15 protein-coding genes are annotated in these 13,159 nt (G+C 59.9%); 11 read left to right on the plus strand and 4 right to left on the minus strand.

Going from position 1 to position 13,159, the window contains the following annotated elements:
- The first annotated feature begins 9 nt into the window (after positions 1-9).
- From QZ862_RS20755 to deoA, 6 genes are read left to right on the plus strand one after another with little or no spacing between them, the layout of a single operon-like run.
- A complete protein-coding gene (locus QZ862_RS20755) occupies positions 10-1,113 on the plus strand; it encodes an ABC transporter permease (protein ID WP_296015860.1) in 1,104 nt (367 codons plus the stop codon).
- A 4-nt stretch (positions 1,114-1,117) separates the two neighbouring features.
- A complete protein-coding gene (locus QZ862_RS20760; RefSeq protein ID WP_296015858.1) occupies positions 1,118-2,089 on the plus strand; it encodes an ABC transporter permease in 972 nt (323 codons plus the stop codon).
- Between the two features lie 3 nt (positions 2,090-2,092).
- Positions 2,093-2,494 (plus strand): cytidine deaminase, encoded by a 402-nt coding sequence (locus QZ862_RS20765; protein ID WP_112955415.1) that lies wholly within the window; start codon positions 2,093-2,095, stop codon positions 2,492-2,494.
- A 1-nt stretch (position 2,495) separates the two neighbouring features.
- Positions 2,496-3,296 carry a purine-nucleoside phosphorylase gene (locus QZ862_RS20770; protein WP_296101594.1) on the plus strand — a complete coding sequence of 267 codons (801 nt, stop codon included), beginning with the start codon at positions 2,496-2,498 and terminating at the stop codon, positions 3,294-3,296.
- 2 nt (positions 3,297-3,298) lie between these two features.
- A complete protein-coding gene (deoC, locus tag QZ862_RS20775; protein ID WP_296101595.1) occupies positions 3,299-4,072 on the plus strand; it encodes a deoxyribose-phosphate aldolase in 774 nt (257 codons plus the stop codon).
- A gap of 6 nt (positions 4,073-4,078) precedes the next feature.
- Entirely contained in the window at positions 4,079-5,389 is a 1,311-nt protein-coding gene (deoA, locus tag QZ862_RS20780) for a thymidine phosphorylase (protein WP_296101596.1), read from the plus strand.
- Positions 5,390-5,520: 131 nt separating this feature from the next.
- Here deoA and cysK read toward each other — a convergent pair whose 3' ends face one another.
- The 3 genes from cysK to dut all read right to left on the minus strand — a co-directional run bounded on the left by cysK (position 5,521) and on the right by dut (position 7,786).
- The gene (cysK, locus tag QZ862_RS20785; RefSeq protein WP_296041012.1) at positions 5,521-6,489 is read right to left on the minus strand and encodes a cysteine synthase A; all 969 of its coding nucleotides are present in this window, start codon (positions 6,487-6,489) and stop codon (positions 5,521-5,523) included.
- Positions 6,490-6,632: 143 nt separating this feature from the next.
- Complete coding sequence (locus QZ862_RS20790) at positions 6,633-7,250, minus strand: LysE family translocator (RefSeq protein WP_296041015.1); 618 nt, start codon at positions 7,248-7,250, stop codon at positions 6,633-6,635.
- A gap of 65 nt (positions 7,251-7,315) precedes the next feature.
- On the minus strand, positions 7,316-7,786 hold the full coding sequence (dut, locus tag QZ862_RS20795; protein WP_296041021.1) for a dUTP diphosphatase: 471 nt from the start codon (positions 7,784-7,786) through the stop codon (positions 7,316-7,318).
- 90 nt (positions 7,787-7,876) lie between these two features.
- Here dut and QZ862_RS20800 point away from each other — a divergent pair, with 90 nt between their 5' ends.
- From QZ862_RS20800 to QZ862_RS20810, 3 genes are read left to right on the plus strand one after another with little or no spacing between them, the layout of a single operon-like run.
- The gene (locus QZ862_RS20800; protein WP_296015841.1) at positions 7,877-9,460 is read left to right on the plus strand and encodes a peptide chain release factor 3; all 1,584 of its coding nucleotides are present in this window, start codon (positions 7,877-7,879) and stop codon (positions 9,458-9,460) included.
- Positions 9,461-9,519: 59 nt separating this feature from the next.
- Positions 9,520-10,725, plus strand: coding sequence for a bifunctional phosphopantothenoylcysteine decarboxylase/phosphopantothenate--cysteine ligase CoaBC (coaBC, locus tag QZ862_RS20805; RefSeq protein ID WP_296101598.1), 1,206 nt, complete (start codon positions 9,520-9,522; stop codon positions 10,723-10,725).
- A complete protein-coding gene (locus QZ862_RS20810; protein WP_296101599.1) occupies positions 10,722-11,084 on the plus strand; it encodes an MmcQ/YjbR family DNA-binding protein in 363 nt (120 codons plus the stop codon). Before coaBC ends, QZ862_RS20810 begins: the two co-directional genes overlap by 4 nt.
- 91 nt (positions 11,085-11,175) lie before the next feature.
- Here the strand turns inward: QZ862_RS20810 and QZ862_RS20815 are convergent, their stop codons facing one another.
- Entirely contained in the window at positions 11,176-11,577 is a 402-nt protein-coding gene (locus tag QZ862_RS20815; RefSeq protein ID WP_296101600.1) for a ketosteroid isomerase-related protein, read from the minus strand.
- Positions 11,578-11,654: 77 nt separating this feature from the next.
- On the opposite strand from QZ862_RS20815, the gene QZ862_RS20820 reads away from it, so the two are divergent.
- Both QZ862_RS20820 and QZ862_RS20825 read left to right on the plus strand, forming a co-directional pair.
- A complete protein-coding gene (locus QZ862_RS20820) occupies positions 11,655-12,251 on the plus strand; it encodes a GNAT family N-acetyltransferase (protein ID WP_296101671.1) in 597 nt (198 codons plus the stop codon).
- Entirely contained in the window at positions 12,248-13,117 is an 870-nt protein-coding gene (locus QZ862_RS20825; protein ID WP_296101601.1) for a carbon-nitrogen hydrolase family protein, read from the plus strand. The genes QZ862_RS20820 and QZ862_RS20825 overlap by 4 nt, the downstream gene beginning before the upstream one ends.
- Positions 13,118-13,159 lie beyond the last annotated feature (42 nt).

A 13,159-nucleotide genomic window follows, 5' to 3' on the forward strand; every position in this document is an offset into this window, starting at 1 on the left:
CAAATACATATGAGTACAGCTTCCGTACCCCTTCCCGGTTGGATCAATTACGGCCTCCTACCGTTTCTGAACCTCCTGACCGCCTTTTTCATCTCGGGCCTCGTCGTCTGGTCGATCGGCGAAGATCCCTTCGCAGCACTTCGTCTGCTGATCGAAGGTGCGCTTGGGCGCGGTGACGCCATCGGCTTCACCCTGTTCTACACGACGAGCTTCATCTTTACCGGCCTCTCGGTCGCTGTCGCCTTCCATGCCGGGCTGTTCAATATCGGCTCCGAAGGCCAGGCCTATATTGGTGGTCTGGGTGCGGCGCTCGTAGCGCTCACGCTCGATCGTTACGTTCCCTGGTATGTCACGATGCCGTTTGCCGTAATCGGCGCGGCACTCTTCGGCGCGGCATGGGCGTTCATTCCCGGCTGGCTGCAGGCCAAACGCGGCAGCCACGTGGTTATCACCACCATCATGTTCAACTTCATTGCTGCAGCCCTGATGGTGTATCTCCTCGTCAACGTGCTGATCGTGCCGGGCAAGATGGCGCCGGAGACACGCACGTTTCTTCCGGGCGGGCAATTGCCGAAGCTCGACTGGCTGATGGCACTCTTCGGGCTCAAGCTCGGTCCCGCGCCTTTCAACGTGTCTTTTATCATCGCGCTCGTCATGGCGTTTCTGGTGTGGGTGCTGATCTGGCGTACCAAGCTCGGCTATGAGATGCGCACACTCGGCATTAGCCCTTCGGCTGCGGTCTATGCAGGTATTCCCTATTCACGCACGGTCATCATCGCCATGCTGATATCCGGCGGTCTGGCCGGCATGATGGCACTCAATCCGGTCATGGGGGCATCCGCGCGTCTTCAGGTGGAGTTTGTGGCCGGTGCCGGTTTCGTCGGGATTGCCGTGTCGCTGATGGGCAGAAGCCATCCGCTCGGGATCGTCTTTGCAGCCTTGCTCTTCGGCATTCTTTATCAGGGCGGCGCGGACCTTTCGTTTGAAATGCCCAACATCACCCGCGAGATGATTGTCGTCATCCAGGGTCTGGTGATCCTGTTTGCCGGTGCCCTCGAATATATGTATCGCCCCGCGCTTGTGCGCATCTACCAAAACTTTGTGAAGAGGTAAGGCTATGGAAACCTTCGACATGCTGGTCAGCATTCTCGGTTCGACCGTTCGCCTGACCATTCCGCTGCTGTTTACCGCGCTTGCCGGCCTGTTTTCCGAACGCGCCGGCGTGTTCGATATTGGCCTGGAAGGCAAGATGCTGGCGGCCGCCTTCGCATCCGCTTGCGTTGCCTATCTGACCAAGGACCCGTGGGCGGGGCTTGCCGCCGGTGTCGGCATATCGATCTTCTTCTCGCTGGTGCATGGCTTTGCCGTCATTACCAATCGCGGCAACCAGATCGTTTCCGGCGTCGCCCTGAACTTCGTCGCAGCCGGTCTCACCGTCGTTCTCGGCCAGGCCTGGTTCGGCCAAGGGGGGCGCACGCCGCAGATCACCGGCGAAGGCCGCTTCACGCCGATCATTCTGCCGGGTGCGGACATGATGCGCGACGTGCCCTTCATCGGTCCGCTTTATGCCAACGTGATTTCCGGCAACAATATCCTGACCTATCTCGCCTTCCTCGCGGTGCCGATTTCCTGGTGGGTGCTTTACCGCACGCGCTTCGGTCTTCGTCTGCGTGCTGTCGGTGAGAATCCGGGTGCCGTCGATACAGCCGGCATTTCGGTGGCATGGATGCGTTTCCGCGCCGTCATCGTCGCCGGTTTCCTGTGCGGCTTCGCCGGTACCTACCTTGCCGTGGCCCAATCGGCCGCCTTCATCGCCAACATGTCCGCCGGCAAGGGCTATATCGCACTGGCAGCGCTCATCTTCGCCAAGTGGAAACCCGTCCCGGTCATGTTCGCCTGCCTGCTGTTCGGCTTTCTCGATGCGATGGCGAACTTCATGCAAGGTAAGGCAATCCCCGGTATTGGCGAAGTGCCGGTGCAGATCTTCCAGGCGCTGCCATATATCCTCACCTGCATTCTGCTTGCCGGTTTCATCGGCGTCGCAAAACCGCCGAAGGCCGGTGGCGTTGCCTACTCCAAGGAGCGTTGATTGATGCTGAACGAACCGACGACACATGCGCTCTTCGAAGCCGCCCGTGAGGCCATGGGCTTTGCCCACGCGCCCTACTCGAAGTTTCCGGTAGGCGCTGCCATCCGTGCCGAAGATGGCAAGGTCTATAAGGGTGCCAATATCGAGAACCTGTCCTTCCCACAGGGTTGGTGCGCGGAGCCTTCCGCCATCAGCGCCATGGTGATGGGCGGCGCCAAGCAGATCAAGGAAATCGCGGTCATCGCAGAAAAGCTGGCGCTCTGCCCGCCTTGCGGCGGCTGCCGCCAGAAGATTGCCGAATTCGCCACGCCCGAGACCAAGGTCTATCTCTGCGACGAGAGCGGCGTGCAGAAGGTGATGACCATGGACGAACTTCTGCCCTTCAGCTTCAAGACCGAGTTGTAAGATGGATCACGCGATCATCGACGTTTTGGTGGAACGGCTGAATGGGCTTGTTCCCCGCACAGCCATCGTGCTCGGTTCAGGCCTCGGTGCGCTGGTGGACGATGTGACCGACCCGATCCGCATTCCCTATGGGGATATTCCAGGCTTTCCGGAAAGTGCTGTCTCCGGCCATGCAGGTGAGTTGGTCGCGGGTTATCTTGGTGGCCAGCCGGTCATCATGCTGTCAGGACGCGTTCATTATTATGAAAAGGGCGATGCATCCGCCATGCGTCCGGCGATCGAGGCGCTGGCCGGTATCGGTGTCCAATCCCTGATTCTCACCAACTCGGCGGGCTCGGTTCGCCAGGATATGCCGCCCGGTTCTGTGATGCAGATTACCGATCACATCAACTATTCGGGCATGAACCCGCTGATCGGCGAGGAGAGCGACAAGCGCTTCGTCGGCATGACCAGCGCTTACGATGCGGATTTGACGCTTGCCATGCGCAATGCGGCGATCCGTGCGACCGTCCCGCTGTTTTCCGGCGTCTATATGTGGTTTTCCGGCCCAAGCTTCGAAACGCCCGCCGAAATTCGCATGGCGCGCACGCTTGGTGCCGATGCTGTGGGCATGTCCACCGTACCGGAAGTGATCCTTGCGCGCTTTTTCGGGATGCGCGTTGCCGCTGCTTCCGTTATTACCAATTACGGTGCCGGAATGACCGGCGCCGAACTGAGCCATGACGAGACCAAGGACATGGCTCCGATTGGCGGCAAACGTCTTGCCGCCGTTTTAACGGAAATGATTTCGGGAGGAAACTAAGCATGGAACTTCAGCGCCCGCGCGAAGCAGCCAGCCTCGCTTTGTCCTTGCTGGACCTGACCAATCTGAAAGACGATTGCACGCCGGAGCAGATTGCAAGCCTCTGCCAGAGAGCCCATACGCAGTTTGGCAACACGGCGGCCATCTGCATCTGGCCGCGCTTCGTCGCCCAGGCGCGTGCGGCCTTCGGCAACAATCATTCGATCCGCATCGCGACCGTCGTGAATTTTCCTTCCGGCGATCTTGATGTCGCCACCGTCGTCGCGGAAACCGAGCGCGCCATCGCCGACGGTGCAGATGAAATCGATCTGGTCATTCCCTATCGCAAGTTCATCGCAGGCGATGAAGCCGCGGTTGCGGAGATGGTGGCGGCAGTTCGCCAAGCTTGCCCCGAGCCGATCCTGCTGAAAGTCATCCTCGAAACCGGCGAGTTGAAGGACAAGAACCTCATCCGTCGCTGCAGCGAGATTGCCATCGCCGAAGGCGCTGATTTCATCAAGACTTCCACCGGTAAGGTGGCCGTCAACGCCACGCTTGAGGCGGCAGACATCATGCTGCAGGTCATCCGCGACAGCAGGAAGAAGGTTGGCTTCAAGCCTGCCGGTGGCATCGGCACCGTTGCCGATGCGACGCTTTATCTGCGTCTGGCAGAAACCATCATGCAGCCCAACTGGGCGATGCCCTCCACCTTCCGCTTCGGCGCCTCCAGCCTGCTGGATGATGTTTTGAATGTGCTTGCGGGTGGAGAGCCAGCCAAAGCTGCAACCGGATATTGACGCCTCATGATCCCGCAAGAGATCATCCGCCGCAAGCGTGATGGCGAGACGCTGGCCGCTACCGAGATCGCAGATTTTATCGCGGCACTGTCCAACGGGTCTATTTCAGAGGGACAGGCAGCAGCCTTTGCCATGGCGGTGTTCTTTCGCGGCATGACGCGCGAGGAGACGGTTGCGCTGACACTTGCGATGCGCGACAGCGGCGATGTGCTGTCCTGGGCCGACATCGGCAAACCGATCTCGGACAAGCATTCGACCGGGGGCGTCGGAGACAATGTCTCGTTGATGCTGGCACCCATCGTGGCAGCGTGCGGGCTGGCCGTGCCGATGATATCCGGACGCGGTCTTGGTCATACCGGTGGGACGCTGGACAAGCTCGAAGCCATTCCGGGCTATGATGTGATGCCAGATGAGGCCCTGTTTCGCCACACGGTCAGGCACGTCGGCTGCGCCATTATCGGCCAGACGGGAGATCTGGCGCCTGCCGACAAGCGGCTCTATGCCATTCGCGATGTGACGGCGACAGTCGATTCGATCCCGCTGATCACGGCCTCGATCCTCTCCAAGAAACTCGCCGCCGGGCTTGAAACGCTGGTGCTCGACGTCAAATTCGGCAGCGGCGCTTTCATGCTGAGCGCCGAAGAGGCTGAGCTACTCGCCTCCGCCCTGGTTCAGGTGGCGAATGGCGCAGGTGTCAAAACCTCGGCACTCATCACCGACATGAACGAGCCTCTGGCGGACGCCGCCGGCAACACGCTTGAAATCATCCACTGTCTCGATTTCCTGAATGGCAGGAAAACCGGCACGCGCATTGAAACACTGATTCTCGCTTTTGCCGCGGAAATGCTGGTTCAGGGTGGCGTGGCGGCGACGCTCGCAGAGGCCGAAACAATGGCGCGTGATGCGCTCTCTTCAGGTCGCGCACTTGAACGCTTCGGGCAAATGGTGTCGGCGCTCGGCGGTCCGGTAGATTTTGTGGAGCGTCCTGAGCAGTATCTGACAACAGCCCCGCATGTCGTCCCAGTGCCCGCGCCCAAAAGCGGCTGGCTCTCAACCTGTCAGGCGCGCGATCTAGGCATGGCGGTTGTCGAACTCGGCGGCGGTCGTCGTCATCCAAGCGACAAGATCGATCATCGCGTTGGCCTGTCGGCGATTTTGCCCTTGGGAACGAAGGTGGAAGCGGGCCAGCCGATTGCCCTTGTGCATGCGGCGAGCCGCGAAGACGCCGCGCGCATTGTGGCGTCGGTGCAGCAAGCCTACACGATCTCAGAGGTGCCCGGCACATCTGCAGCCGTGATCGCCAAGCGTGTCGAGTGAGGCTGCGCGGCATCTACCGCCGCGCGCTCGCTACTGTGATTAGAGCATTTCCAGCAAAAGTTTGATCGGTTCTGCGTACCGAAACGAAGAGTTAGAGTAGTGTAGGTGAATCCGTGTTCAGCGGAACTGCTCTAAAGGCCAAGTCCTTCGAACAGTGCCGTGGAAAGATAGCGTTCGGCAAAGGACGGGATGATCACCACGATTGTCTTGCCAGCATTTTCTTCACGCGCACCGATCTTGATGGCGGCGGCAAGCGCTCCACCGGATGAAATGCCCACCGGTACACCTTCCAGCCGCGCAGCAAGACGGGCTGTTTCAAAGGCATCGTCATTGCTGACGGTGACGATCTCGTCATAAACCTTGGTATCGAGAATGGCGGGAGCAAAACCTGCCCCGATACCCTGAATCTTGTGTGGGCCGGGCGTGCCACCAGACAGCACGGGGCTGTCCGTCGGTTCGACAGCCACGACCTTGAGGTCTGGCTTGCGGCCCTTCAGCACCTGGCCGACGCCTGTGATGGTGCCGCCGGTACCGATGCCCGCGACGAAGATATCGACGCTGCCGTTGGTATCGTTCCAGATTTCCTCTGCCGTCGTCTTGCGGTGAATTTCTGGGTTGGCCGGGTTTTCAAACTGCTGCGGAATGATGGCATCGGGCAGCGTTTCGGCCAGTTCGTGCGCCTTGGCAATCGCGCCCTTCATGCCCTTTGGACCTTCGGTCAGAACCAGTTCGGCACCCAGCAATGCGAGCATCTTGCGGCGCTCCACCGACATAGTTTCCGGCATGGTGAGAATGAGCTTGTAGCCCTTGGCGGCGGCGGCGAAGGCAAGCGCAATGCCGGTATTGCCAGACGTCGGCTCGACCAGCGTCGTCTTGCCGGGTGTGATCTTGCCCTGCGCTTCAAGCGATTCGATCATGGCAACACCGATGCGATCCTTGACGGACGCGATGGGGTTGAAGAATTCAAGCTTTGCCAGAATCGTCGCGTGCACGCCCTTTTCGCGCGCCAGCTTGTCCAGACGCACCAGCGGCGTGTCACCGATGGTTTCGGTGATCGAGGAATAGATCCGTCCGCGCCCGGGCTTTTTCACTTCCGACATGCCTGCTCTCCTGCCTTATATCCTCATGCAATTGCGCGCAGGATAGGGCGATCCCGGCGAGGAAGCCAGAGAACAAACGTGCTTATAGGGTGAGGTGGTTGGGATAGATCACCAATCTCAGCGCCGTGCGTGGAAGACTGTTCTCAACTCGTGCGCGTCGCAATCATTGCTGCCGTGCCTGCCAGAATGCCCGCCGCGGTGCGGTTGAGGATCGTCAAGGCGCTCGGACGCTTCAGCAGTGCCCGCGCTTTGGAGGCCAGCAGAATATAGGGCAGCAGCACCGCCATCAGCACGACGAAGGTAACGCCAATCAGTATCGCGTATTCGGATACGCCGATCATACGGATATCGATAAGTGTCGGCACCAGCGCCACGTAGAAGAGCATGGTCTTGGGGTTTCCGAGCGTGATGAACAGGCCGGAGAGAAACGACATTCCGATACTGGTGCTCTTTTTCGCCTGCAAATCCTGCGGAAGAAGGCCAGCGGTCCAAAGCTTCCAGGCGATGTACAACAGATAGGCGGCACCGGCGAATTTCAGCAGCATGAAGGCTTCCTGAAAAGTCTGCGCCACGAAGGCGAGACCCAGCACGACTGCGGTGAGGTAGACCATATCGCCGAGCACGAGACCAAGCCCCATGAAAAACGTCTCGCGAAAGCCTGAGCCAAGAGCACGGGCCACGATCGCCGTCATGCCAGGACCTGGAATGGCGGCGGCAATAAAAAGGGCCATCGCGTAGGCAAGGATTGTCGTGATCGTCATGGAGATGTCCCTTCCCGTCAGTCTTTGAGACATACTCCAGAACGCGTCGGCTCACAACGTCGTGGTCAGACGCCGGTAGAGCCGAAGCCGCCCGCGCCACGCTCGGTTTCACTGAATTCACTGACCTCCGTCACCGTCATCTGGGTGACCGGTGCGATGACCATCTGGGCGATGCGCATGCCGCGCTCGATGACGAAATCCGCTTGCCCGAGATTGGCGAGGATGACCTTTACCTCGCCGCGATAATCGCTATCCACCGTGCCAGGGGAGTTGAGGCAGGTGATGCCATTCTTGATCGCCAAGCCGGAGCGCGGGCGGATCTGCGCCTCATAGCCAAAAGGTACTTCGAAGATGAAGCCGGTTGGCACCAGCGCCCGTTCACCGGGACGCAGCGTCATCGGTTCGCCTTGCGCAACGGCGGCGCGAAGGTCCATGCCTGCGGCACCTGCCGTCTCATAGGAAGGGAGCTCTATGCCGCCACCATGGGGAAGGCGAATGAGTTTCAGGCCGGGAGACTGGGCGTTTTGCGTGTTCATGCGGCATTAGTTTGCCCTCCATGGGTCAAGGTCAATTGCAAAAGCGGGCTCGAAACGCTAGATAGCCCGCAATTCCACAGGATTTGTTAGATGGCCGAAACACTTGCCGAGGCGGTCTCCCGCCGCCGCACCTTTGCTATTATCGCGCACCCGGATGCGGGTAAGACGACGCTGACCGAAAAGCTCTTGCTGTTCGGCGGTGCGATCCAGCTTGCCGGTGAAGTGAAGGCCAAGAAGGATCGCATCCAGACCCGTTCGGACTGGATGAAGATCGAGCGAGAGCGCGGCATCTCGGTCGTGACCTCGGTCATGACCTTCGAATATAACGACCGCGTCTTCAATATTCTCGACACGCCAGGCCACGAAGACTTCGCCGACGACACCTATCGCACGCTGACAGCCGTCGATGCTGCCATCATGGTGATCGACGCCGCCAAGGGTATCGAGCCGCGGACCCTGAAGCTCTTCGAAGTTTGCCGCATGCGCGACATTCCGATCATCACCTTCATCAACAAGATGGACCGCGAAAGCCGCGACGCTTTCGAAATCCTCGATGAGGTGGAAGAGAAGCTGGCGCTCGATACCGCGCCGATCACTTGGCCTGTCGGACGCTCCAAGACCTTTTGCGGCGCCTACAATCTTGCCGAGAACACCTTCCGCGGCAACGATACACAGGTCGACGGCCTGCCCGTCAACGGCCCGCAGGCCGTAGCTGATCGCCTGCCGGAGAACGAGCGTGACGCCTTTATCGAGGAAACGGAACTGGCCATGGAGGCCTGCCGTCCCTTCGACCGTCAGGCGTTTCTCGAAGGCCATATGACGCCGGTTTTCTTCGGCTCGGCGCTTCGCAATTTCGGTGTGCGCGATCTGATCAACGCGCTTGGCGATTTCGCCCCGCCGCCACGTGACCAGGTGGCCGATACCCGCCTCGTCCATGCCGCTGAAGAAAAGATGACGGCCTTCGTCTTCAAGATCCAGGCCAATATGGACCCGAACCACCGCGACCGCATCGCCTTTGCCCGCATCTGCTCCGGCAAGCTGGAGCGCGGCATGAAGGCGCGCCTTGCCCGCACCGGCAAGCAGATGGGCCTCACCGCGCCGCAATTCTTCTTCGCCTCGCAACGCCAGTTGGCGGACACGGCCTATGCCGGTGATGTGGTCGGCATTCCCAACCACGGCACGCTGCGCATCGGCGATACGCTGACTGAAGGCGAAAATTTGGTCTTCCAGGGCGTGCCGAACTTCTCGCCGGAAATTCTGCGCCGTGTCCGGCTTGAGGATGCGATGAAGGCGAAGAAGCTGAAGGAGGCGCTGCAGCAGATGGCCGAAGAAGGCGTCGTGCAGCTGTTTTCGCCCGAAGACGGTTCGCCAGCCATCGTCGGCGTCGTCGGTGCGCTGCAGCTCGATGTGTTGAAGGAACGGCTGATGGGCGAATATGGCCTGCCGGTGTCCTTCGAGATGTCGCGCTTCTCCGTCTGCCGCTGGATTTCGTCCGATCAGCCCGCCGAGTTCGAGAAGTTCTTGAACGTCAAACGCGGCGATATCGCCCGCGACCTCGACGGCGATCCGGTGTTTCTGGCGCAGGATGCCTTTTCGCTGCGCTATGAGGCCGAGCGTTTCCCGGCGATCAAGATGGTCGCCATCAAGGAATATCACGTCGCCAAGGCGGCGTGATTGCACTTTGCCTACTGACCGCTTAGTTTCCCGATTAAACGGGAAACTGGTCTTTGCGCATGGCTCTGTCGAACAAGCATATTCTGCTCATCATCTCCGGCGGCATTGCCGCCTATAAGAGCCTCGATCTGATCCGCCGCCTGAAAGAGCGCGGCGCGACGGTGACGCCGGTGATGACCAGGGGCGCGCAGGAATTCGTCACGCCGCTTGCCGTCGGGGCGCTGTCCGCCACGCATGTGTTTACCGAACTTTTTTCCCGCCAGGATGAGCAGGATGTCGGCCATATCAGGCTGGCGCGCGGCTGCGACCTCGTTGTGGTGGCACCCGCGACTGCCGATCTTCTGGCGAAGATGGCAAACGGGCTGGCGGACGATCTGGCGTCCACCGTTTTGCTGGCGACCGATCGTCCCGTGCTAGTGGCGCCTGCAATGAACCCGAAAATGTGGGAGGCCAAGGCCACCAAGCGGAACATCGCAACGCTGAAAGGCGATGGCATCAGCTTTATCGGCCCGATGGCGGGCGAAATGGCGGAAAAGGGTGAAGCCGGTGTGGGACGCATGGCCGAGCCATTGCAGATCGCGGAGGCCGTCGAGCAGATGCTGGACGACGCACCAAAGCCGCTCAGGGGCAAAACGGCTATCGTTACCTCCGGTCCGACGCATGAGCCAATCGATCCTGTACGATATATCGCCAACCGTTCATCCGGCCAGCAGGGCCACGCCATTGCCTCCGCTCTTGCCAAGCTTGGCGCGGATGTCACGCTCGTCTCCGGTCCGGTGACGATCCCCGATCCGGCGGGTGTGAACACCATCCATGTGGAACGCGCCGCCGAAATGCGCGACGCCGTGCTTGGCAAGCTGCCCTCTGATATCGCCGTCTTCGTCGCCGCGGTTGCGGATTGGCGGGTGGCGAGTTCTTCGGACCAGAAGATCAAGAAACAGCCGGGTGACGCGCCGCCTGCGCTGCAACTGACCGAAAACCCGGACATTCTCAAAACCGTCGGCCATCACGAAAAGCGGCCCAAGCTGGTGATCGGCTTTGCGGCGGAAACGCAGAATGTCGAGGAGAATGGTCGCGCCAAGCTTCAGCGCAAGGGTGCCGACATGATCGTTGCCAATGATGTCTCGCCTGAAACCGGCATCATGGGCGGAGGCCGCAATCAGGTGAAGATCATCTCCGACAGCGGCGTCGATGCCTGGCCCGATCTCTCAAAGGCGGAGGTTGCCGAAAGGCTGGCGACGCTGATCGCGGAACGGCTACAATGAGCCTCTTCGAGCGAAAGACGTTCGATGCAATGCTTGGCGCCTGGCCGGGCGTGAACTTTGTCGATCAATGGGATTCGCATGTTGCCAAGGTCGGCGACAAGGTGTTTGCGGTTCTTGGCGAGCGGGATGACTGGCGGCTTGTCGTCAAATGCTCGGAAGAAAGTTTCGAAATCCTCACATCGCTGGAAGGCATTGCCCAGGCACCCTATTTCGCCAAACGCAAATGGGTGTCGATCAGCGATCATTCTCCGCTGGAAGGCGAAGAGCTGGAGCACTACGTCCGCCGCTCCTACGAACTCGTGGCGGCGGGGCTAACGAAGAAGCTGCGGGCGGAACTCGGTATCGTTCTGGAGACGTGAGGGCAAAGGACGCGCGCGACCACGCCCCTTCTCAGACGTTATCCTCGCCCTATAGGCGAGGATCCACGGCAACAACTGAGGCTCTCAGCTCTTACGCGCCAACCTGCGCGATCCAGTCATTAAGATTGTAGTAATTGGTCACCCGCGCGACCTTGCCATCCTTCAACTCGAAGAAGGCACCGGCTGGCAGGACATAGGTCTGGCCATTGGCTTGCGGCAAGCCTTCATCGGACTTGAGATACTCGCCGTTGACGATGAACTCCGCGGAAGCGCGCTTGCCGTCTTCGCTCGCCATGATCACCATGTCGGTGAGGTTTTCCTTATAGCAGCGGTTCATGTGCTGCATGAATTTGGCGAAGATGTCCTTTCCGACCTGCCGCTCGCCCTGATTGATGTCATGCACCACATCGTCGGTCAGAAGCGCCAGAAAGGCATCCATATCCTGGCGGTTGAAGGCATCGTAATAGGCGCGTATGGTTTCGAGTGCGGACATGATCCAATCTCCGTGTTCAAGGCTTGCACAGCTTTTCCCTGACGGTATAACCAAGGAAAATCCATGTGAACATGCCCATGACCGTCGAAATCCGTTCCCTTTCCGGCATTGATGCTGCACCGTTCTTCGACGATCTGTCGCGGCTGCGTATCACCGTCTTTCGCGCCTTTCCGTACCTCTATGACGGATCGTTCGATTATGAGCACACCTATCTCTCGACCTATGCGAAAGCCGAGGGTGCCGTATTCGTGCTCGCGATCGATGGCGACAAAATCGTGGGCATGTCGACGGGCATGCCGATGATGGCGGAAACGGATGAGGTGACGACACCCTTCATCAATGCCGGATACGAGCTTGAGCAAATCTTCTATTTCGGCGAGAGCGTGCTTTTGCCTGAATATCGTGGCCATGGCCTGGGTGTGCGCTTCTTCGAGGAACGGGAAGCGCATGCGAAGCGCCTTGGCGGTTTCGACTGGTGCACCTTCTGCGCCGTCGAGCGTCCGGCTGACCATCCCCGCCGTCCCGCCGACTACGTGCCGCTGAACGACTTTTGGGCAAAGCGTGGCTACACACACCACCCGGAGCTTCGCACCAGTTTCACATGGCAGGATCTGGATGAAGATGAGCAGAGCGCAAAGCCTCTATCCTTCTGGACGAATAGGATCGCTGAATGACCCGGCTTGCCGCCTGCCAGTACGCCATGGAGCTGATCGAAACCTGGGAGGACTATGCCCGGCATCTAAGCTCCATCGTTGCGGAGGCCAAGCAAAAGGGCGCGGAACTCCTTCTGCTGCCGGAATATTCCGCCATGGTGCTGACCGGGCAATTGGCCCCGGATATCCGCTCCGATCTGCACGGCTCGATCGAGGCGATGCAAAGCCTGATCCCGCCCTGGGTGGAACTCTGCGAAGAGCTGGCGCGGCAGCATCAGATTCTTTTTCAGCCGGGCAGCGCGCCGGTGAAGGATGCCGATGGCAAGTTCCGCAACCGCGCCTGGTTGTTTGGGCCTGACGGACTGATCGGTTATCAGGACAAGCAGATCATGACGCGCTTCGAGCGCGAGCAATGGTTCATCGATGCAGGCGTGGAAGGTCTCAAAGCCTTTGAGACCAGCATCGGCAAGCTCGGTATCCTGATCTGCTACGATAATGAGTTCCCAATGCTGGGCCGCAGGCTGGCCGAAATGGGCGTGGAGCTGGTTCTGGCGCCAAGCTGCACGGACACGCTGGCAGGCTCCTATCGTGTAAGGATCGGCGCGCAGGCGCGAGCGCTGGAAAACCAGTTTGCGGTCTTATCCTCCCCCACCGCCGGGGAAGCGCCGTGGTCGCCAGCGGTTGATGAAAATCGCGGACGCGCGGCACTTTACGTGCCTTCCGACTATGGCATGCCCGCCAATGGCATCGTGGCGGAAAGCGACAGCGACGCGGTGAGCGAGAGCACGCTTCTCATCGTCGATATCGACCTTGCTGATGTGGCGCGTCTGCGCACCGAGGGACAGGTTGCGACGCGGCGTGACTGGAGCGAGCAGTTCCCCGGCTGAAAAGCCGATTTCGCCGCCTCTTGCCACCATAGAACAGCTTCC

The sequence above is a fragment of the uncultured Agrobacterium sp. genome (assembly GCA_913777615.1).
In the GTDB taxonomy this organism is placed as follows: Bacteria; Pseudomonadota; Alphaproteobacteria; order Rhizobiales; family Rhizobiaceae; genus Agrobacterium.